This is a genomic window from Pseudomonas sp. YNh (genome assembly GCF_037993085.1).
Classification (GTDB): Bacteria; Pseudomonadota; Gammaproteobacteria; order Pseudomonadales; family Pseudomonadaceae; genus Aquipseudomonas; species Aquipseudomonas putida.
This window is the reverse complement of record NZ_JBBMRJ010000005.1, coordinates 155,759-174,480: the sequence shown is the minus strand read 5'-3', so window position 1 is coordinate 174,480 and position 18,722 is coordinate 155,759. Positions and strand designations below refer to the sequence as shown.

Annotated in this window: 17 protein-coding genes; 10 read left to right on the top strand and 7 right to left on the bottom strand. The window is 62.6% G+C overall.

The genetic code is table 11. The features are described from left to right. The first annotated feature begins 132 nt into the window (after positions 1-132). The 7 genes from WF331_RS06640 (at position 133) to WF331_RS06610 (ending at position 5,614) form a co-directional block, all read left to right on the top strand. Complete coding sequence (locus tag WF331_RS06640; protein WP_016500478.1) at positions 133-921, top strand: YqcI/YcgG family protein; 789 nt, start codon at positions 133-135, stop codon at positions 919-921. Between the two features lie 2 nt (positions 922-923). Continuing rightward, the gene (locus WF331_RS06635; protein ID WP_016500479.1) at positions 924-1,550 is read left to right on the top strand and encodes a LysE family translocator; all 627 of its coding nucleotides are present in this window, start codon (positions 924-926) and stop codon (positions 1,548-1,550) included. A gap of 39 nt (positions 1,551-1,589) precedes the next feature. Further along, positions 1,590-2,672, top strand: a complete 1,083-nt coding sequence (locus WF331_RS06630; protein ID WP_241801317.1) for a hypothetical protein — start codon at positions 1,590-1,592, stop codon at positions 2,670-2,672. Positions 2,673-2,819: 147 nt separating this feature from the next. Beyond that, entirely contained in the window at positions 2,820-3,506 is a 687-nt protein-coding gene (locus tag WF331_RS06625) for a sel1 repeat family protein (protein WP_065426116.1), read from the top strand. Between the two features lie 262 nt (positions 3,507-3,768). Next, positions 3,769-4,461, top strand: a complete 693-nt coding sequence (locus tag WF331_RS06620; protein ID WP_049275400.1) for an AzlC family ABC transporter permease — start codon at positions 3,769-3,771, stop codon at positions 4,459-4,461. Beyond that, positions 4,458-4,772 carry an AzlD domain-containing protein gene (locus WF331_RS06615; RefSeq protein ID WP_010953340.1) on the top strand — a complete coding sequence of 105 codons (315 nt, stop codon included), beginning with the start codon at positions 4,458-4,460 and terminating at the stop codon, positions 4,770-4,772. The genes WF331_RS06620 and WF331_RS06615 overlap by 4 nt, the downstream gene beginning before the upstream one ends. Further along, positions 4,769-5,614, top strand: coding sequence for an AraC family transcriptional regulator (locus tag WF331_RS06610; protein WP_241800942.1), 846 nt, complete (start codon positions 4,769-4,771; stop codon positions 5,612-5,614). Before WF331_RS06615 ends, WF331_RS06610 begins: the two co-directional genes overlap by 4 nt. Positions 5,615-5,656: 42 nt before the next feature. Here WF331_RS06610 and WF331_RS06605 read toward each other — a convergent pair whose 3' ends face one another. After that, the gene (locus WF331_RS06605; protein ID WP_284364275.1) at positions 5,657-6,874 is read right to left on the bottom strand and encodes an MFS transporter; all 1,218 of its coding nucleotides are present in this window, start codon (positions 6,872-6,874) and stop codon (positions 5,657-5,659) included. A 400-nt stretch (positions 6,875-7,274) separates the two neighbouring features. Here WF331_RS06605 and WF331_RS06600 point away from each other — a divergent pair, with 400 nt between their 5' ends. Continuing rightward, positions 7,275-7,502 (top strand): hypothetical protein, encoded by a 228-nt coding sequence (locus WF331_RS06600; RefSeq protein WP_016500485.1) that lies wholly within the window; start codon positions 7,275-7,277, stop codon positions 7,500-7,502. Between the two features lie 50 nt (positions 7,503-7,552). Here the strand turns inward: WF331_RS06600 and WF331_RS06595 are convergent, their stop codons facing one another. The 5 genes from WF331_RS06595 to WF331_RS06575 form a co-directional block, all read right to left on the bottom strand. Further along, positions 7,553-8,035, bottom strand: coding sequence for a copper chaperone PCu(A)C (locus WF331_RS06595; protein WP_340622747.1), 483 nt, complete (start codon positions 8,033-8,035; stop codon positions 7,553-7,555). Beyond that, positions 8,036-8,644, bottom strand: a complete 609-nt coding sequence (locus WF331_RS06590; RefSeq protein ID WP_016500487.1) for an SCO family protein — start codon at positions 8,642-8,644, stop codon at positions 8,036-8,038. Between the two features lie 219 nt (positions 8,645-8,863). Beyond that, entirely contained in the window at positions 8,864-9,448 is a 585-nt protein-coding gene (gene nfuA / locus WF331_RS06585) for a Fe-S biogenesis protein NfuA (RefSeq protein ID WP_016500488.1), read from the bottom strand. A gap of 58 nt (positions 9,449-9,506) precedes the next feature. Next, complete coding sequence (locus WF331_RS06580; RefSeq protein ID WP_340622746.1) at positions 9,507-10,541, bottom strand: acyltransferase family protein; 1,035 nt, start codon at positions 10,539-10,541, stop codon at positions 9,507-9,509. 172 nt (positions 10,542-10,713) lie between these two features. Continuing rightward, positions 10,714-13,014 carry a fatty acid cis/trans isomerase gene (locus tag WF331_RS06575; RefSeq protein WP_016500490.1) on the bottom strand — a complete coding sequence of 767 codons (2,301 nt, stop codon included), beginning with the start codon at positions 13,012-13,014 and terminating at the stop codon, positions 10,714-10,716. Positions 13,015-13,189: 175 nt separating this feature from the next. On the opposite strand from WF331_RS06575, the gene metH reads away from it, so the two are divergent. Together metH and WF331_RS06565 are read left to right on the top strand one after the other, a co-directional pair. Next, entirely contained in the window at positions 13,190-16,897 is a 3,708-nt protein-coding gene (metH, locus tag WF331_RS06570) for a methionine synthase (RefSeq protein ID WP_016500491.1), read from the top strand. 110 nt (positions 16,898-17,007) lie between these two features. Further along, on the top strand, positions 17,008-17,223 hold the full coding sequence (locus tag WF331_RS06565; protein ID WP_016500492.1) for a DUF2970 domain-containing protein: 216 nt from the start codon (positions 17,008-17,010) through the stop codon (positions 17,221-17,223). 377 nt (positions 17,224-17,600) lie between these two features. On the opposite strand, the gene WF331_RS06560 is transcribed toward WF331_RS06565, so the two are convergent. Continuing rightward, the gene (locus tag WF331_RS06560) at positions 17,601-18,677 is read right to left on the bottom strand and encodes an ABC transporter substrate-binding protein (protein ID WP_016500493.1); all 1,077 of its coding nucleotides are present in this window, start codon (positions 18,675-18,677) and stop codon (positions 17,601-17,603) included. Between the last annotated feature and the right edge of the window lie 45 nt (positions 18,678-18,722).

Here is an 18,722-nt window from a genome sequence, read left to right as displayed (position 1 = left end):
AATAGTAGGTCATAGTTCCACGCGTTTTACAACGTCGAGAGCGTCTCGGAAAATGCAGGTAAATAATAAACATAACCAAGATCCTGCCTGCATATGACTGGAACGTTCACTTAATCAACGCCTGGGGAAATCATGTTTACGGGATATGGAAATTGCTATCGCCTGGATGCGCTAGAGCAGGCCGTTGAACATGGATGCAATACGCAACACTGGACCTTCAAAACCATAGAACACTTTCGCAGTATCCTTGCCAACCCCGACTTCCCTTGCCTGTTCGGCCGCAAGGCGGTAAATGGCGAAACCTGCCACATCCTCTTCGCCCGCGCCGAGCAACTGGCCGATGACATCGCCCAGGGCCTGGCCGACTACGTGGGTACCGTCGCCCCGATCACACCCAAGCAGCGCATCGGCAGCCCACTGGTGGTGTTTCTCGAAACCGCCGCCGATTACACCCTGGCCGAACAGCAGGCGCTGGCCTGGAAGGTGTTGCGTGGCGTGCATGCGCGCGACCCGCACCCCTGGCCGCAAGGCATGCCCACCGACCCCGACGACAACGGCTGGTCGTTCTGCTATGCCGGCATGCCCTTGTTCATCAACATGAACTTCCCCGGCCACCAGCAGATGAAAAGCCGCAACCTGGGGCATCACATCACCTTCGTCATCAATCCACGGGCGAACTTCGACGAAGTGGCCAACGCCAACACCGAGAGTGGCAAACGCATCCGCGAGCGCATACGCGAGCGCGTGCACCACTACAACGACGGCGTCATGCCCGACACCCTTGGCTTTTTCGGCGACACCGACAACTACGAATGGAAGCAATACCAACTGCAAGAGACAGGCTCGCTCAACCCGTCACGCTGCCCGTTCCACGCACATGCCGCACACCCTGCGACACCCGACTTACTGATCGAGAACTGACCGTGAATACCGCACTCACCTTCACCTATGCCCTCACCGTCCTGCTGCTCATCGCCACCCCCGGCCCGGTGGTGGCGCTGATCGTCAACACTGCGGCTGCCTCCGGCTCGCGCAAGGCCATGTTCACCGCCGTTGGCACCAACTGGGCCTCACTGGTGCTGATCGGCGCCGCAGCCTGGATCATCCTCACCAGCGCCGCCATCGACAAGGCATGGCTCAGTACCATGAGCCTGTTGGGTTGCCTGTTCATCGGCTACATCGCCGTGGGCACGCTGAGGGACGCCCTGCAGGCGCCGGCCCCGGAGGCGGCGAGCGAGGCGCCCAAGGCCGCGCGTGGCGGGCTGCTGCAAGGCTTCATGGTGGGTATTTCCAACCCCAAGGACATCATCTTCTTCATCGCCTTCTTCCCACAGTTCATCCAGATCACCGAGTCGTTCGGCAAAAGCATGGTGGTGTTGTCGCTGCTGTGGGTGGCCATCGACTTCGCCGTGCTCAGCCTGTACATCTTCGCCATCGGCAAAATCGCCTCGCAGCGCAGCAACCGCGTGATCAGCCTGGCTTCGGGCGTTGCCCTGCTGCTGATCGCCGCCGGCGGCCTGCTGTACAACCTTAACGAACTGGCGGCCTGACCCTGATGCGAAGTGCCCGTTGCAACAGAAGGAAAGACCATGACAGCGACTGATATGAGCCCGCCTCCTTCGCCGCTGCAACAGGACTACCAGCGCTTTCTGCTGCTGGGCAGCCGCCGTGCGCCGCACACTGTGCACGTGCATGAAACCGGCTACCGCTCCGGCACCATCAACACCGATGCCCTTGGCCTGCGCTACAGCCATTGCGCCGGGAAGCGTTTTTCGGCGGCCGAACGCGGCGGCGCTTCACGTATCAACCTGCTGGTCGGCGGCTCCACGGCCTTGGGCATCGGCGCCAGCTCCGACGAACACACGGTGGCCTCGCACCTGTCGGCGCTCACCGGCGAGGTCTGGCTGAGCCTGGCCGGTTGCGGGCTCAATGCCAGCCAGGAGCTGCTTATGTTCCTGACTCACCAGCACCGCCTTGGCCAGCTCGGCCACGTGGTGGTGCTCAGCGGCCTCAACAGCCTGGCCCACGAAGCGCTGAGTGAAGTGCTCGGCAGCCCCAACAACCCACTGCACGCCAAGGCCTACCAGGCTTTTCTCAACAGTTTCAGCGAAGGCCTGCAGCCTGCCGCACCACCCCGCAGGCCGTCACTGTGGCGGCGCATCGGCCAGGCCCTGACCACGCCTGCGGCCCAAGCTCCGGTCATCTGGCCGCTTTCGCCCCCGGAAAAGCGCCTGGCCCGCGCGGCCGACAGCATTGGCCGCACCTTGCGTCAGTGGGACCGGCTGCTGGCAGACAGCCACGCTACCCTCACCTTCATCCTGCAGCCGTTGCTGCCCTGGTGCCGGGACACCCTGCCTGCTGGCGAGCAGGCCATGCTGGCGGCGCTGGAACAACAACCGGCAAACTTCGACCGGCTGCTGGACGGCGCATTCGACAGCCAGTTGCACTCGGCCTTCTTCCGCCGCATCAAAAGCCAGGCCGACCCGGTGCCCTGCTATGACATGAACGGCATGCTCAGCAGCTCGCCAGTGTTCGGCGCCGACCTGTTCATCGACCGCCTGCACCTGAACGACCTGGGCAACAACGCCCTGGCCAAGGTCATTACCGCCAAGCTTGGCCTGGCCCAGGAAAAACACGCTCAACGCAAGGTCACGCCGATCAAGCTCGTCTGACAGTTGTCGACTGGTCTTCCGGCCACCCCCATTGGGTGGCTAGAATAGGCCGTCGTTCCGATTTTCCAGAGGCGTACGCTTGACCGCCATTAACATCGAAGCCGCCCATCCTTGCCTGGCCGCCCACGGGGCTTGCCTGTGAGCCGCATGCGACGCCTGCCCCCGCTGTTGGCCGCCCTGATGCCGCTGGCTGCGCACGCGCTGGAGGTGCGCATCGACCCTCACGCCGACCTGCTCTATCGCCAAGCCTTGCCGCTGCTTGAGCAGGCCGATAACCAGGGCGACGATACCAGTACCCTGCGCACCGCCTTGGGCGGCGATCCCGAGCTTAGCCGCCAGGGCCAGGCCATGGCCCATACGCTGCCGACAGCGGTTGCCCTGTTGAAAAAGTCGGTAGAGCTGGGCCATCCGGTCGCCCAGTACCGCCTGGCGCTGTACTACATGACTTACCTGCCCGCCGCGCAAATTCCGGATGCCGCTTGTCCGTTGCTCGAAGCCAGTCTCAAGCAGGGGTTTGCCGCACCCGCGCCAGCGATCGCCACCTGGTGCCGGCCCTACAATGCCAGCAGCGAATACCGTGCGGCGCTGGAGGCCATCCCCAGCATGGCCACCGTGTACGCCCCCTACTACCCGCAACCGACCACCCGCCTGGCCTGCAGCCGCAGCCGGCCAGAAGGCTTGCAAATGTTGTGGGGGCGCCAGCGCGACTACCAGGCCGAGGTGTACCGCCTGCTCGGCGACCTGGACCCACCGCACCGCCTGAGCCTGCTGCAGAAAGCCGTGGACATCAACGGCTGCGTGACGGCGCAACAACACCTGACCCGCCATCCGTGACCTACCCACAGCTGCCGCATCAGGCTGAAGCCTGCGTTGTACCTGTGGGAGCGGGCATGCCCGCGAAGCAGGCGGCGCGGCGTATGGCACGGACTTCGCCCGTGTTCGCGGGCGCGCCCGCTCCCACAGTGATCGCGCAAGCTTTCAATTACTGCGAAGACAGTCCCTCACGCAAGGAACCGCGTCGAGCAGCAAGATCGTTCAAGCCATCCCCCGCCCCGTCTGGCATGCTGATCTGCCTCGTACACGCATTGCAGCCATCATGCCCCACATCGCTCGCCAAGCCTTCCTCCACGGCGCCATCGCCATCATGCCGTTGTCCCTGGCCGTCGCCCCCTGGGGCCTGCTGGCCGGCTCCATGGCCATCGAGGCCAACCTCAGTGCCTGGCAGGGGCAAGGGCTATCGGCCATCGTCTTCGCCGGTGCCGCGCAACTGGTTGCCATTGGCATGCTCAAGGGCGGCGCCAACCTGGCGTCGATCCTGCTCACCACCCTGCTGCTGACCTCGCAGCACCTGCTTTATGGCCTGTCGATGCGCCCGGTGCTGTCCAGCCAGCCATTGCGCTGGCGGTTGGGCCTGGGCTTCCTGCTGACCGACGAGTTCTTCGCGTTGACCAGCAAGTACGACCAGCAGCAATTCAACCGCTGGTATGCCCTGGGGGTAGGCCTGACGTTCTACGTTGCCTGGAACCTGTTCACCCTGGCCGGCATCCTGCTGGGCCAGAACATTCCCCACCTCGACCAACTCGGCCTGGACTTTTCCATCGTCGCCACCTTCGTCGCCCTGATAGCGCCGCTGGTGCGCAACCTGGCTACCGTGGTGTGTGTAGCCGTGTCGCTGTTCTGCTCGGTGCTGTTCAGCTACTGGCATTGGGAGGCCGCCTTGGTGGCTGCAGGCCTGCTGGGCATGAGCGCCGGGTTCATCTGCCAGAAATTTGCCGGAGCCCGCGCATGACCTGGATCCTGATTTTCGCCATGGGCGCCATTGTGTTCCTGAACCGCTACGCGTTCCTTGAGCCACGCCTGCCCTTGCGCCTGAGCTCCAATGCCCGGCAGTTCCTCGGCTTTGCCGTACCCGGCATGCTCACCGCCATCTGCGGCCCGATCATCTTCATGCCCGACCACCAGCTCAACCTGAGCCTGCTAAACCCCTACCTGCTCGGTTCACTGGTGGCCATCGCCCTGGTACTGTTGACCCGCAGCGTGTTGCTGAGCATGCTGGTGAGCATGTTGATCTTCTTCCTTCTGCGCAGCTGGCTGGCATGACCACGCCCTTGCGCGAGCAGACACACCTCTGGCAGGCGCCGGCCCTGGGCGACGTCGAGATGCTGCACGCGCGCTACTTCCAGCAGCGCTTCGCCCCGCATGTGCATGAAGGCTATGTGTTCACGGTGATCGAATCCGGCGCCCAGCGCTTCTGGCACCGCGGCAGCGAGCACCTGGCGCCGGTCGGCAGCATGGTGCTGATCAACCCCGACGAGCTGCATACCGGCGCCACCGCCCATGAGGCGGGCTGGCGCTATCGCGGCTTCTACCCCGAGCACGAGCGCGTCACCGGTGTACTGGACGAACTGGAACTGGGCCGCCACGGCATGCCCAGCTTCAAGGACAGCGTGATCCACGACCCGGCCCTGGCCATCGCCTTCAGCCAGCTGCATCAGTTGTCCGAAAACGGCGCCAGCGCCCTGCAGCAACAGACCGCGTGGCGCCAGGCGGTGCTGGCCCTGGTGCAACGCCACGGGCAATGCGCCGAACCCTCGGCCCCAGGCCACGAACCACTGGCCGTGGCCCGCGCCCGCGAACTGCTGGAAAGCCAATTGGCCGACCCACCCTCGCTCGAAGCGCTGGCGGCGGCCGTCAACCTGTCACCCTTCCACTTCGCCCGGGTGTTCCGCCAGGCCACCGGCTCGCCACCGCACGCCTGGCTGAAGCAGCGGCGCCTGGCCCGCGCCCGGGAAATGCTGAAGAGCGGCCTGGCCGCTTCGGAGGTGGCGTTCGACCTTGGTTTTGCTGACCAGAGCCATTTGAGCCGGCAGTTCAAGCAGGCGTATGGGGTTACGCCGGGGGCGTATCGGCAGGCATGCGCTCAATCTGTATTACCCGCCTGAAGCCAACTCAAGCTTGCCCCATGCGCCACACCGCGCGTCGGGCTATCCACGATTGTCGCCATCCAGGGAATGTGCTTTCAGGTTCCAGCGTACTGGCGCGATGAACAGCATGAACGTCATCCAGACCAAGGTGGCCGGCCCCGCAAGCACAAAGACCAGGCTGGCAACCAGCCCTGACACGGCGTCACCAATGACGGCAGTAAAGTAGTAGAGGGAAAAATTCCGGCCAACTTCATGCTCGCTCGACAAACACTGGATGTTGGTCACGATAGCGATATCGACAAATGCACCCATGAAGCCGACCAGGAACAACATAAGCAGGAACAGCCAGTTGTTGAATTGCAGTGCCACGGCTGCAGCAAAAAACAGTGCACCGTACAGCCCCCAGTAACGCACCACCAATCGTGCGGTGGTGCGCGGGTTGAAGCGCGTGTAGAGCACGCCACCCAACACAGTGCCTGCCGCAAGCAGTGAGAATACGTAGCCCACCGCCGCTTCAGAGGCGAAGTGTTCCAGCACTGACGCAGGAAGGATGAAGCGAATCACCGAGGTGGCGAACATCGCACAGAGCGTGGTGCAGCCAATAACAGCAAACAAAGGCGCATTGCTAACCCTGAGCTGACTGACACTGCGCGCCGCATCCCGGACTATGGCGCGCCCATCGAATGCCTGCCGGGCGCCCTGCCTGGCAGGCCCCAGGGTAGCGATGGAAATGGCCGACAACACCAGGCACCCCGCAAAGAACAAAAAGGTTGCTTCGCGAGTCAGCAGTAACACACATGCCGAAAACACCAACGGCCCGATAATCGAGGCAGCATCCTCGATCACCTGGATACCGCTGTTCACCGAGGCCAGCTGGGCCTTTTCGACAAGGTCCGGAAAGTACGCGCGAAACGCAGGCACATAAAGGCATTCGAGCGCTGTCATCAGCATCGCAAGGCCAACCAGGACGGGCAACACGGGTGAGGACAAGCTGAACAAGGTAAAGAAGGCAAGTGCCAGCAGGCCTTTGGCCGCCTCGACCGCAAATAGTGTTCGTTTCTTGTCTGCGTTATCCGCCAGCCAGCCCCCCAAGGGTGAAAACACCATGCTCGGCAAGTAGCGGAAGAAATAGGCGATGCCAATCAAAAGCAGATCCGCCTCGGTCATGGACACGATTGCCACGGCAAACGCAGCTTCGAAGGCAAATTCACCACATTTGGAAAAGCAATAGCCCAACGCCAGAGAACGTGTTCCGGGGTTACGACTCAACGCCTGCATAATGGCTGTATTCCTGAGCCAGCGGTTTAGGTCGACTGACTTTAGAGTTCATCCACCACCGGGCTCAATGCTGAAGTTGTAACCATAGCGGGCACGGCCAGCGCAGGAAGAATCAGGCTGAGAATATTCCTACACGCGTCAACCGATGCCGAAAGCGGGCCTAGGTCTGCAAAACTGCATGACAGAACTATGCAGCACACCAGATCAAGCAGTTAAGGTTGATACCCCATGCCGCGTAGCGGCATCGGTTTAAACACTGTGTTTATTCGTCCAAAACAGTAACTCGGTGTTACTTGGGCAATGGAGCGTTCATTTTCGCCTCTTCGGCAACTCCTGCAGAGGCAACGGGAGCCCCGCCAACCCTCTGCTACACTGACAAGGCTGAATGGAGGATCCTGCCATGTCCGAAAGAGAGCTCACCACCCTCCTGTCGCTGATGAACCAGCGCCAGGCCTGCCTGAACAGTGCCTGCAAGGAGATTGCCGACTGGATCGACCGGCAGGGCGATGTGCCCGCCGCCGGCAAGATCCGCGCCAGCCTGAAGGCACTGGAGGCCGATGAGGCCCAGGTTCGAAAGACCCTGACCTCGCTGACGCTCGACAGGCCGCTGCCGCGCTTTCGTAGCTGAAAGGCGCCGCTGAAAAAGAAAAGGGCCGCTAAGCGCGGCCCTTTGGTCGGTCAGTGCTTCATGTGCATGTGGTCATGCCCACCGCCCGCCTCAGCGTTGAGCGGCCGCACTTCTGCCTGCACGTCCAGTGTTTCCTTGGCACCTTTTGCATCTTCGATGGTAAGGGTCAGCGGCACTTTATCGCCTTCCTTTACCTGATTGTTCAGGCCCATCAGCATCACATGCAGGCCATTCGGGTCCAGGGTCACGGCCTTGCCGGCCGGCAACTCGACAGCCTTCACCTCACGCATGCCCATCACGTCGCCGTTCATGGTCATCTCGTGCACCTGCACGGTCTTGGCCACGGGCGAAGCCACGCTCACCAGCTTGCTATCGCTGCTGGCGGTCAGGGTCATGAAGGCACCGGTGGACTGCTGGTGCGGCACGCTGGCACGGACCCAGGCATCACTCACGGTAGCCTGGGCCAGGGCCGGCAGGGCCAGACCCATCAGTGCCAGGGCAGCCAGGCCGCGTTTGATCGGTTGCATCGACATTCAGCAGATCTCCATCAGGGTGACCAGGTCTTCGGCGCATTCCTTGGCATTCAGGGAATGGCCCAGGCTCAGGCGCAGGGTGCCACGCGTATCGTAGACGTAGCTGGTGGACGAGTGAGAAATGGTATAGGTGTCACCGGCCGGGACCTTCTCGTAGAACACCTTGAACTCCTTGGCCACTTCCGCGATTTCTTCGGGGGTGCCAGTGAGTGCGGTGAACGACGGGTCGAAGGCCTTGACGTAGGCATCGAGCACTTCGGGGGTGTCGCGCTCCGGGTCCAAGGTGATGAACACCACCTGGAACAGGTCGCGGTCACGACCGCGCAGCAGTTTGCGGATTTGTGCCGCGCGCGCCAGGGTGGTCGGGCAAACCGCCGGGCACTGGGTGAACCCGAAGAAGATCATCGGCATGCTGCCGTAGAAGCTCGACAGGGTGCGCACATTGCCTTGCGGGTCCTTGAGGCGGAACTTGCGCCCAAGGATCTCGTTGCTCATGTTCTTGCCGTACTTGAACTCGAGCCCGCGGGCCGGGCTGCAGCCTGCCAGCAGGCCAAGCCCGAGAACGCCCATCCCGGCGACAACCGCGCGCCGGGTAAATAGATCATTCATGAAACCATCCTTTACAGGGAAGGTGCCGACCCTCGGGACGGGCCGGCTGAAAAACCGGGGCATTCTTGCATGACACCCAAAGCGGTTCTACCCGACGAACGCGGGTATGGCCTGCAGCCCTTTGAATACGGGCTGCGGCCTGTTGTCGCAGGGGTTGAAACCGTAACAGTTTGTTGCTAAGAGAGCCGCCCTTACACAAGCCATGCAGGTGCATCGGCCTTAGTAGTAGGCGTTCTCTTTCTGGGTGTGGTCAGTCACGTCACGCACGCCCTTCAGCTCCGGAATACGCTCGAGCAAGGTGCGCTCGATGCCTTCCTTCAGGGTAACATCGGCCTGGCCGCAGCCTTGGCAACCACCACCGAACTGCAGCACCGCGATGCCGTCGTCGACCACGTCCACCAGGCTGACCTGGCCACCGTGGCTGGCCAGCCCGGGGTTGATCTCGGTCTGCAGGTAGTAGTTGATACGCTCGTTGATCGGGCTGTCTTCATTGACCATCGGCACCTTGGCGTTCGGTGCCTTGATGGTCAGCTGGCCACCCATGCGGTCGGTGGCGTAGTCGACCAGTGCGTCTTCCAGGAACGGCACGCTGACTGCGTCCAGGTAAGCGGTGAAGCTCTTCAGACCCACGGCGGTGTCGTCAGGCTTCTCTTCGCCCGGCTTGCAATAGGCAATGCACGTCTCTGCGTACTGAGTGCCCGGCTGGGTGATGAAAATTCGAATGCCGATGCCAGGCGTGTTCTGCTTGGAAAGCAGATCGGCCAGGTAGTCATGGGCGGCGTCGGTAATGGTTATATCGCTCATGTAGGTTCCTCACAGACTTGCCGCCAAGTGTACGCCAACCGGCTCCTCGAACAAAGTCCTAGCATTTGACTCGGGAAAGCGCATATTCCGCGGCCTGCCCCCGTGGCGCCGCCAGCCAGGCCTGCATGCGCCGGTACAGGCCGCGCTCCAGCCACTGGTAGCTGAACCACGACATTAGTCCAATGGACGGTACGCACAGGGCGAACACCAGGTATGGGTTCAAATGCAGCCGCTCGCTGGCGAACCAGCCGGCGTACAGCACCAGCACATGAACCAGGTACACCGAATACGAACAGTCGCCCAAGGCCTTGAGCAGCCGGTTTCCCTGGAAGGCCGGTTCCAGGGAGATGAAGGCCAGCACGATCATCGCGCTCGGCACGCCCCAGTGCAGCAAGCGCTGGGACGCATCCAGGTGATAGATGGCCAGGCCCGCCACCCCCAGCACCACCAGCGGCAGCCAACGCCCCTCGCGGATCAGGCCACGGCGGTACAACACACCCAGGCCAATGCCGAGCAGGAACTCGTAGATAATGTCGTTGTTGTAGAAGCGGCTGAGCACACCCAGCCGGCCCAGCACCTCACTGACCAGTAACAACGCGACGGTAACCAGCAGCAGGTGATGCCGTTGGCGTACCAGGAAGGCCAAACCGAACAGCAGGTAGAAGAACATCTCGAAGTTCAGCGTCCAGCCCACGTTCAGGGTCGGGTACAGGCCATAGCCACCGGGGTTTTCCGCCGGGATGAACAGCATCGACAGGAGCATGTGATGCCAGGCGAATTCCTGATGTGGCATCCATTGGCTGAAGGCCAGCAGCAAAGCGGCCATCAACGCGGTGTAAAACCAGTAGGCAGGGACGATACGCAGCACCCGATTGAGCAGGAACTGGCGCGGTTCGATGGTTTTGTCGCGGGTCGACAGGTAGATGACCAGCCCGCTGATGACGAAGAAGATGTCGACACCCACGGCACCACGGTCGGTGAGCAGTTGGCCCACAGGACCGGTGGCGTGGAAGTCGAAGAAGATCTGCATGAAATGGTGGCACACCACCACCCAGGCGGCGAACGCCCGCAGTGCCTGAAGCGAATACAGCATGAAATACCCTGCGCTTGCCGGTGTATTGAGGCCTTCGGGCGCGCTTTGCGCTCCATCGCCGGCAAGCCAGCTCCCACAGGGACCGCGCTCACCGGCAACCGGGCTGCATAGCAGCCCCCGGACCACCCACCATTTCCGACCGCAGGGTACTCGGAAAGGTCAGCCTACCCGATCAGAGGTTCTCATAGCGGTTCATGTCCAGCACACCCGCCTCGACCGGCGTGGTCTCCTTGATGAAGCTGTTCAGGTCATGGAAGTAGCGCCAGAAGTCAGGGTGACTGCGGCGCACACCCCAACGCATGACAATGCGCTCGAACCTGGCTGCATCGTCTTTCGCATACTCCATGTCCTCGACGAATTCCGCCACATCGTTGGTTGGCACATTGAAGATGAAGTTGGGATAGCTGCTGAGCACGCCCGGGTACAGCGTCAGGGTATCCAGCCCCGGCTGGTAGCGGTACGCCTCGCCCAGCAGGAACGCCACGTTGCTGTGCGCGCGGTTGCGCAGCAGGCTGTACACCTGGCGCTGGCCGCCCTGCCCTTCGATGCGCAGCATGGTCGCCTCGGGCAACTGGTTGATCACCTTCAGCCCGGCAGCCGGGCGCGACACCAGGCGGCTCAGTGACTGCTCGGCATTGCGGAACTCTTCGCTCATCTGCGGCCGTGAGCAGAACGCGCCCTGGCAGCGGTTGATCGGGTCGGGCGCAGCATTCAGGCTGCCGGTGCGCTGCAGCAGCTTCAGGCCAAAGTCGCGCTTGGGGTCGCGTGGGTCGAGCTTGATGCCGCTCGGGGTGTCGCTGTCGATGTCTTCATAATCCATCCACATCTTCACCTTGCCGCTGTTCTGGTACCAGTCGCTGAGAATCGCCTGGCGATGGTCGGCCGGCATCAGGCGCAGGAAGTTCACCTCGGCGCCATTGCGGATCAGGTCGAAGTACAGGCGCGTCTGCAACTGGTGCGAAACGTTGCCGAACACGTCGAAGTTTACCGCCAGCTGGTAATAGGTGCGTTCCAGCAGCGGGTAGTCGAACAGCCACACGGTCTGCGGCACATCACCGATCAGGCCCTTGCTGACCGAAGCGCTGTCGAAATGGCGGAAGATGCTCAGCAGCGCGTTGTCGTTACCGGCCCACAAGGTCGACCAGCCCGGCGCCGGCATGTCGGCATAGGCGTCGCGGCGCAGCTTTTCATACGCGTTGCGCTTGTCGCGGTAGGCGTGCCACAGGCTCAGCACACTGCCCACGTCATCGATCTGCCCGGGCATGGCCAGCAGCGGCGTGGCCTCGCCACGGTACTTGGCATCGGTGATATAGCGGTCGAAGGCCGGCTCCTGGAACAATGCCCAGAAGTTGTCGCGGATCACGTCGGTAGCGATCTGCCCGCGGCACACCGGGCCACGGATGAACGTGCGCACGAAGTACTCGGCGTTATCCAGCATGAACTGGTAGCGCGCCACTGCCGGGATGGCCTCGAAGGTTTCGAACGGGTTGGCCCGGTGACGCGGGCCGTAGCCTGGCAGCGCGGCGGCATGCCAGTCGCCGGCGTAGAACAGCTGCTTCACCCGCTTGAGCTTCTGCGGCCCCATCGGGTAGGTGATGTGCGTCTTGTGCACGATCACGCCCTGCACCGGGATCAGGCGGTAATAGAAGTCGGTGCCAGGTGGGTCGTTGGGGCGACGCGTGGCAATGATGTCGGCCGGCTGGCCGCTGGGCGTGCGTGACCGCACCCATTGGAAGAAGTGGCCCTGCTCGCCGCCGACGAAGTAGATGTGCGCCAGGAACAGATGCTCGTAAAGCCAGCGGCCAACCAGCGCCTCGGTGGAACCTGGGCGGTTGAGCAGCTCTTCCCAGTCGGCGATCTGCCTGGCTTCGGTATCACTGGGCTTGATCGGCTGGTACTCCACCGGCGCACCGGCCGCCAGCCAGCGACGCATGGTGTCGTATTCCTTGTCTGTCAGCCCGGTCACCGCCAGCGGCATGCCCTCCTTGGGGTGCGCACCCGCATAGGCGTCGAACTCATGAGGCAACGGGCACATGTTGTTGCGGCTCAGGCCCAGGACGATTTCCTCGGGCAGCTTGGCGTTGGGCGTGAGCGGGGTCTTGTGCCCCAGCTCCAGCATACGCGCCATCAGCGCGGCCTGGCTGCCCTGGTTGTCGAGCACCGAGTAGAAGCCTTTCTTGCGCCATTGCTCTTCGCTGTGGGCGTCGTAGAACAGCCGCGTGGTGGGCACCGCCTTGCTGCGGTCGCCCTCGTAGACCGGGACTTTGCTGGCCCCTCGTACCGCACCTTCGGGGCTTTCCAGCTTCAGCTGGCAGGCGGCGTCGTTGCAGGCATGGCAGGCCACGCATTTCTCGGTGAAGATCGGCTGAATGTCCCGGGTGTAGGAAATAGCCGGGCTCGACTGGGGGGCTTGCCCGAACACCGCGCCGCTGATGAGCAGGGCGAAGGCGCCGGCAAGGATACGATGCACCATGTGCGAAAAGTCCTGATTCTAAAAAGCTATCACGATTGTTGCCTGGTCGTGCCGGGTGCTGTTAACCGTGTCATCAACATGAGCGGTTTTCATGCAAATGGGCGATGCGCCTAAGAACCGCGCAACTTTGATATGATTCCGCACCTTCTGATATTTGCCCGACCAGGTAGTTCCTATGTCCGACCGCAGCGCTCGTCTCCAAGCACTCCAGAACGCACTCAAAGAGCGCATCCTGATCCTCGACGGCGGCATGGGTACTATGATCCAAAGCTACCGTCTCGAGGAACACGACTATCGTGGCACGCGCTTCGCCGATTGGCCAAGCGATGTGAAAGGCAACAACGACCTGTTGCTGCTCAGCCGCCCGGACGTGATTGCTGCCATCGAGAAAGCCTACCTCGATGCCGGGGCGGATATCCTTGAAACCAACACCTTCAATGCCACGCAGATTTCCCAGGCCGACTACGGCATGGAATCGCTGGTCTATGAGCTGAACGTGGAAGGCGCGCGCATTGCCCGCCAGGTAGCCGATGCCAAGACCCTGGAAACGCCCGACAAGCCGCGCTTCGTTGCAGGCGTGCTCGGCCCTACCAGCCGCACCTGCTCGATTTCCCCGGACGTCAACGACCCCGGCTACCGCAACGTCACATTCGATGAGCTGGTAGAGAACTACATCGAGGCCACCCGTGGCCTGATCGAGGGCGGCGCCGACCTGATCCTGATCGAAACCATCTTTGACACCCTCAACGCCAAGGCGGCCATTTTTGCCGTGCAGCAGGTGTTCGAGGAGGACGCTGTCGAACTGCCGATCATGATCTCCGGCACCATCACCGACGCCTCCGGCCGTACCCTGTCGGGCCAGACCACCGAAGCGTTCTGGAACTCGGTGCGCCACGCCAAGCCGATTTCCGTGGGCCTGAACTGCGCCCTTGGCGCCAAGGACCTGCGCCCGTACCTGGAAGAGCTGTCGACCAAGGCCGATACCCACGTTTCCGCCCACCCCAACGCCGGCCTGCCGAACGCCTTCGGTGAGTACGACGAGACCCCGGCCGAAATGGCGGCAGTAGTCGAAGAATTCGCTGCCAGTGGTTTCCTCAACATCATCGGTGGTTGCTGCGGTACCACCCCGGGCCACATCCAGGCCATTGCCGAAGCCGTGGCCAAATACAAGCCACGCGAGATCCCGGAGATCGCCAAGGCCTGTCGCCTGTCGGGCCTGGAACCGTTCACCATCGATCGCCAGTCGCTGTTCGTCAACGTGGGTGAGCGCACCAACATCACCGGTTCCGCCAAGTTCGCCCGGCTGATCCGTGAAGAGAACTACACCGAAGCCCTGGAAGTCGCCCTGCAGCAGGTCGAGGCCGGCGCCCAGGTGATCGACATCAACATGGACGAAGGGATGCTCGATTCCCAGGCGGCCATGGTCCGTTTCCTCAACATGATCGCTGGCGAGCCGGACATTTCCCGCGTGCCGATCATGATCGACTCCTCCAAATGGGAAGTGATCGAAGCCGGCCTGAAGTGCATTCAGGGCAAAGGCATCGTCAACTCCATTTCCATGAAGGAAGGCGTCGAGCAGTTCAAGCACCACGCCCGCCTGTGCAAGCGCTACGGCGCCGCCGTGGTGGTGATGGCCTTCGACGAGGTCGGCCAGGCCGACACCGCCGCGCGCAAGAAGGAAATCTGCAAACGCAGCTACGACATTCTGGTCAACGAAGTGGGCTTCCCGCCGGAAGACATCATCTTCGACCCGAACATCTTCGCCGTTGCCACCGGCATCGAAGAGCACAACAACTACGCCGTCGACTTCATCGAGGCCTGTGCCTATATCCGTGACCACCTGCCCCATGCGCTGACCTCGGGCGGTGTGTCCAACGTGTCGTTCTCGTTCCGTGGCAACAACCCGGTGCGCGAGGCGATCCACTCGGTGTTCCTGTTCCACGCCATCCGCAACGGCCTGACCATGGGTATCGTCAACGCCGGCCAGCTGGAGATCTACGACGAGATCCCGGCCCAGCTGCGTGAGAAGGTCGAGGACGTGGTGCTCAACCGCACCCCGGAAGGGACCGATGCCCTGCTGGCCATTGCCGACGACTACAAAGGCGGCGGCGCCACCAAGGAAGTCGAAAACGAAGCCTGGCGTTCGCTGCCGGTCGGCAAGCGCCTGGAGCACGCACTGGTCAAAGGCATCACCGCGTATATCGTCGAGGATACCGAGGAGTGCCGCCAGCAATGCGCACGCCCCATCGAGGTCATCGAAGGCCCGCTGATGAGCGGCATGAACGTGGTGGGCGACCTGTTCGGTGCAGGCAAGATGTTCCTGCCCCAGGTGGTCAAGTCGGCCCGTGTGATGAAGCAGGCAGTGGCGCACCTTATTCCGTTCATCGAAGCCGAAAAAGGCGACAAGCCAGAAGCCAAGGGCAAGATCCTGATGGCCACGGTAAAAGGTGACGTGCACGACATCGGCAAGAACATCGTCGGCGTGGTACTGGGCTGCAACGGTTACGACATCGTCGACCTCGGGGTGATGGTGCCTGCCGAGAAAATCCTGCAAACCGCCCGCGACGAGAAGTGCGACATCATCGGGTTGTCTGGCCTGATCACCCCGTCGCTGGACGAGATGGTCCACGTTGCCCGCGAAATGCAGCGCCAGGGCTTCGAACTGCCCCTGATGATCGGCGGCGCCACCACCTCCAAGGCGCACACCGCAGTCAAGATCGAACCGAAGTACAGCAACGACGCCGTCATCTACGTTACCGACGCCTCGCGTGCGGTTGGCGTGGCCACCCAGTTGCTGTCCAAGGAGCTCAAGCCGGGCTTCGTCGAGAAGACCCGCCTGGAGTACGTGGATGTGCGCGAGCGCACCGCCAACCGCAGTGCCCGCACCGAGCGCCTGAGCTACGCCCAGGCCATCGCCGCCAAGCCGCAGTACGACTGGGCCGGCTACCAGCCAGCGGTGCCCTCCTTCACCGGCGTCAAGGTGCTGGAAGACATCGACCTGCGCACCCTGGCCGAATACATCGACTGGACCCCGTTCTTCATCTCCTGGGACCTGGCCGGCAAGTTCCCGCGCATCCTCACCGACGAAGTGGTTGGCGAAGCTGCCACCTCGCTGTACAAGGACGCCCGCGAGATGCTCGACAAGCTGATCGACGAGAAGCTGATCAGCGCCCGCGCGGTGTTCGGCTTCTGGCCGGCCAACCAGGTGGCCGATGACGACATCGAGGTGTACGGCGAGGACGGCAAGGCGCTGGCCACCCTGCACCACCTGCGCCAGCAGACCATCAAGCCGGACGGCAAGCCCAACTGGTCGCTGGCTGATTTTGTCGCGCCAAAAGCCAGCGGCGTCACCGATTATGTGGGCGGGTTCATCACCACCGCCGGCATCGGTGCCGAAGAAGTGGCCAAGGCCTACCAGGACAAAGGCGACGACTACAGCTCGATCATGGTCAAGGCCCTGGCCGACCGCCTGGCCGAAGCCTGCGCCGAGTGGCTGCACGAGCAGGTGCGTAAAGAGCACTGGGGCTATGCCCGCGACGAGCACCTGGACAACGAAGCGCTGATCAAGGAGCAGTACAGCGGCATCCGCCCGGCCCCGGGCTACCCGGCCTGCCCCGACCACACCGAGAAAGAAACCCTGTTCCGCCTGCTCGACGGCACCGCCATCGGCGAAACCGGGCCAAGCGGGGTGTTCCTGACCGAACACTTTGCAATGTTCCCGGCGGCGGCGGTCAGCGGCTGGTACTTTGCCCACCCGCAGGCGCAGTACTTTGCCGTGGGCAAGGTCGACAAGGACCAGATCGAGCGTTACAGCGCACGTAAAGGCCAGGATGTCAGCGTCAGCGAGCGCTGGTTGGCGCCGAACCTCGGGTACGACAACTAAGGGTGTGCCAGCCTCTTCGCGGGCTTGCCCCGCGAATAGGCCGGCACATGCAACCTTGGCGTCGTTGCCTACACTGTCCCTGATTGCCTCTGATTTCTTCAGGAGCCACCATGGACGATTCCAGCCAAGGCAAACCCCCAACCTTCTGGCAGATGCTGCACAGCATCCTCGCCGCCGCCTTTGGCGTGCAAAGCGGCAAGAACCGCGCTCGCGATTTCACCCACGGCAAAGCCAGCCATTTCATTGCGCTGGGGACGCTCTTCACCCTGATATTCATCATGGTGCTGATCGGCCTGGTGCAGCTGGCCCTGCACCTTACCCGCTAGCCTGTAGCGGCCTCATCGCCGGCAAGCCAGCTCCCACAGGCTTTCTGCAGCCTCAGGGCCTGCGCTGTACCTGCGGCAGCTGGCTTGCCGGCGATGAGGCCGGGACAGGCAACACAAAAACGCCCGCAGGACATCCCCCCGCAGGCGCTGTTGCTACATCACGGTCTGATAGAAAAGTCTACTGGTGGCTGACCCAATAAACGGCAGTGACCACCACCAGGACGATCAGGCAGAGGATCGCCCAGGCATCGACGCTGCTGTCAGCTTTGCGGACCTTGGTTGAGTTTCCCATTGCATTGCCTCTTGTAGTGGTTATGGGAATGCACTTCACAACCAGCAGTTAAGACGAGCAATGCCCTTCCCTCAAGCAAGGTCTTTCAATAGTCGACCGGTGACGTCAGAAACGGGTACTGGTAGCTGGCCGGCCGCCCTTCGGCGCTGTAATGCAGAAAGTCGACGCCATAGTCGGGCCGTTCCAGCAGTTTCAGCCAACGCCTGGCCTTGGCCTCGTCGATTGCCTGCAGTACCGGGGCACTGTGCACGCGCTGGCCGTCGCGGTTCAGCGCGACACCCTGGGCATCGTCGTGCAACATCACCATGGCCCAACCGCCAAGGGTGAAGTGTCCACCCATCAGCGCGCTCAAACGCCCGTCGATGCGCGCACGCAAGGCCTCGGGCGAACTGTTGACGGCGCCGAACAGCACGTCACGCCCCGGTGTGCGCCCGGCCTCCTCGAACGCCTGCATGGCGCCAAAGGCCATCTCGTCATTGGCCGACCACACCAGGCGAGTGGCCGGGTATCGCTCCAGCAATTGCTGCGCCTGCTCGTAGGCGCGCTCGCGGCTCCAGCCGCCGTACACCACCTGGCGCAGGCGGACCTGAGGGAAGTCGGCCAGGGCGCGGCGCATGCCCTCCTCGCGCAGCTGCGAAGCCGGTGTGGTCTTGAGCCCGGCAAAGGCCACCAGGTCCACCGGGCCTGCGTCACGAGGCAGTTGGGCAACCATCAGGTGCAGCATCTGGAAGCCCGCTTGCTCGTCGTTGCTCATCAAGGTACCCAAGGGCTCGGCATACTTGTCGGGCTGGGTCTCGATGCTGCGGGCCTGGCCGGGGGTCAGGCCATTGTTGACCAGCAACAGCTTGACCCCGGTGCCACGCGATAACCGCAGAATTTCGGGTGCCACGTACTGCTCGTTGACCAGCACAAGGTAATCCGGCCGATGCGCCCCACCCAGGATCGCCCTGGCCTGGGTCAGCGCCAGGTCGGCGCGGCGCTCGCTGTACTCCACGCGCAGGGACATGCCCAGTTCGTCCGCAGCGGCCTGCATGAAGCGGGTGTAGCTGGTCCAGAACGTCTCGGTGGACAGCCCCGGATTGAGAAACACCACCGAGGCCGGCTGCGCATTTGCCGCCAGTGGCAGGGCAAGACACAAGCTTTGGCACAGGGCCTTGAGCATGGGGTCACATCTCTGCGAAGCAAACCCCGGATTATAAACGCCTGG

Bases quoted from the DNA above. Each gene is read 5' to 3' on its own strand.
- WF331_RS06615 (WP_010953340.1), top strand. From the start codon at position 4,458: ATGACCTGGATCCTGATTTTCGCCATGGGCGCCATTGTGTTCCTGAAC.
- WF331_RS06620 (WP_049275400.1), top strand. From the start codon at position 3,769: ATGCCCCACATCGCTCGCCAAGCCTTCCTCCACGGCGCCATCGCCATC.
- WF331_RS06625 (WP_065426116.1), top strand. From the start codon at position 2,820: ATGCGACGCCTGCCCCCGCTGTTGGCCGCCCTGATGCCGCTGGCTGCG.
- metH (WP_016500491.1), top strand. From the start codon at position 13,190: ATGTCCGACCGCAGCGCTCGTCTCCAAGCACTCCAGAACGCACTCAAA.
- WF331_RS06640 (WP_016500478.1), top strand. From the start codon at position 133: ATGTTTACGGGATATGGAAATTGCTATCGCCTGGATGCGCTAGAGCAG.
- WF331_RS06590 (WP_016500487.1), bottom strand. From the start codon at position 8,644: ATGAATGATCTATTTACCCGGCGCGCGGTTGTCGCCGGGATGGGCGTT.
- WF331_RS06595 (WP_340622747.1), bottom strand. From the start codon at position 8,035: ATGTCGATGCAACCGATCAAACGCGGCCTGGCTGCCCTGGCACTGATG.
- WF331_RS06630 (WP_241801317.1), top strand. From the start codon at position 1,590: ATGACAGCGACTGATATGAGCCCGCCTCCTTCGCCGCTGCAACAGGAC.
- WF331_RS06600 (WP_016500485.1), top strand. From the start codon at position 7,275: ATGTCCGAAAGAGAGCTCACCACCCTCCTGTCGCTGATGAACCAGCGC.
- WF331_RS06575 (WP_016500490.1), bottom strand. From the start codon at position 13,014: ATGGTGCATCGTATCCTTGCCGGCGCCTTCGCCCTGCTCATCAGCGGC.
- WF331_RS06560 (WP_016500493.1), bottom strand. From the start codon at position 18,677: ATGCTCAAGGCCCTGTGCCAAAGCTTGTGTCTTGCCCTGCCACTGGCG.
- WF331_RS06605 (WP_284364275.1), bottom strand. From the start codon at position 6,874: ATGCAGGCGTTGAGTCGTAACCCCGGAACACGTTCTCTGGCGTTGGGC.
- nfuA (WP_016500488.1), bottom strand. From the start codon at position 9,448: ATGAGCGATATAACCATTACCGACGCCGCCCATGACTACCTGGCCGAT.
- WF331_RS06580 (WP_340622746.1), bottom strand. From the start codon at position 10,541: ATGCTGTATTCGCTTCAGGCACTGCGGGCGTTCGCCGCCTGGGTGGTG.
- WF331_RS06565 (WP_016500492.1), top strand. From the start codon at position 17,008: ATGGACGATTCCAGCCAAGGCAAACCCCCAACCTTCTGGCAGATGCTG.
- WF331_RS06610 (WP_241800942.1), top strand. From the start codon at position 4,769: ATGACCACGCCCTTGCGCGAGCAGACACACCTCTGGCAGGCGCCGGCC.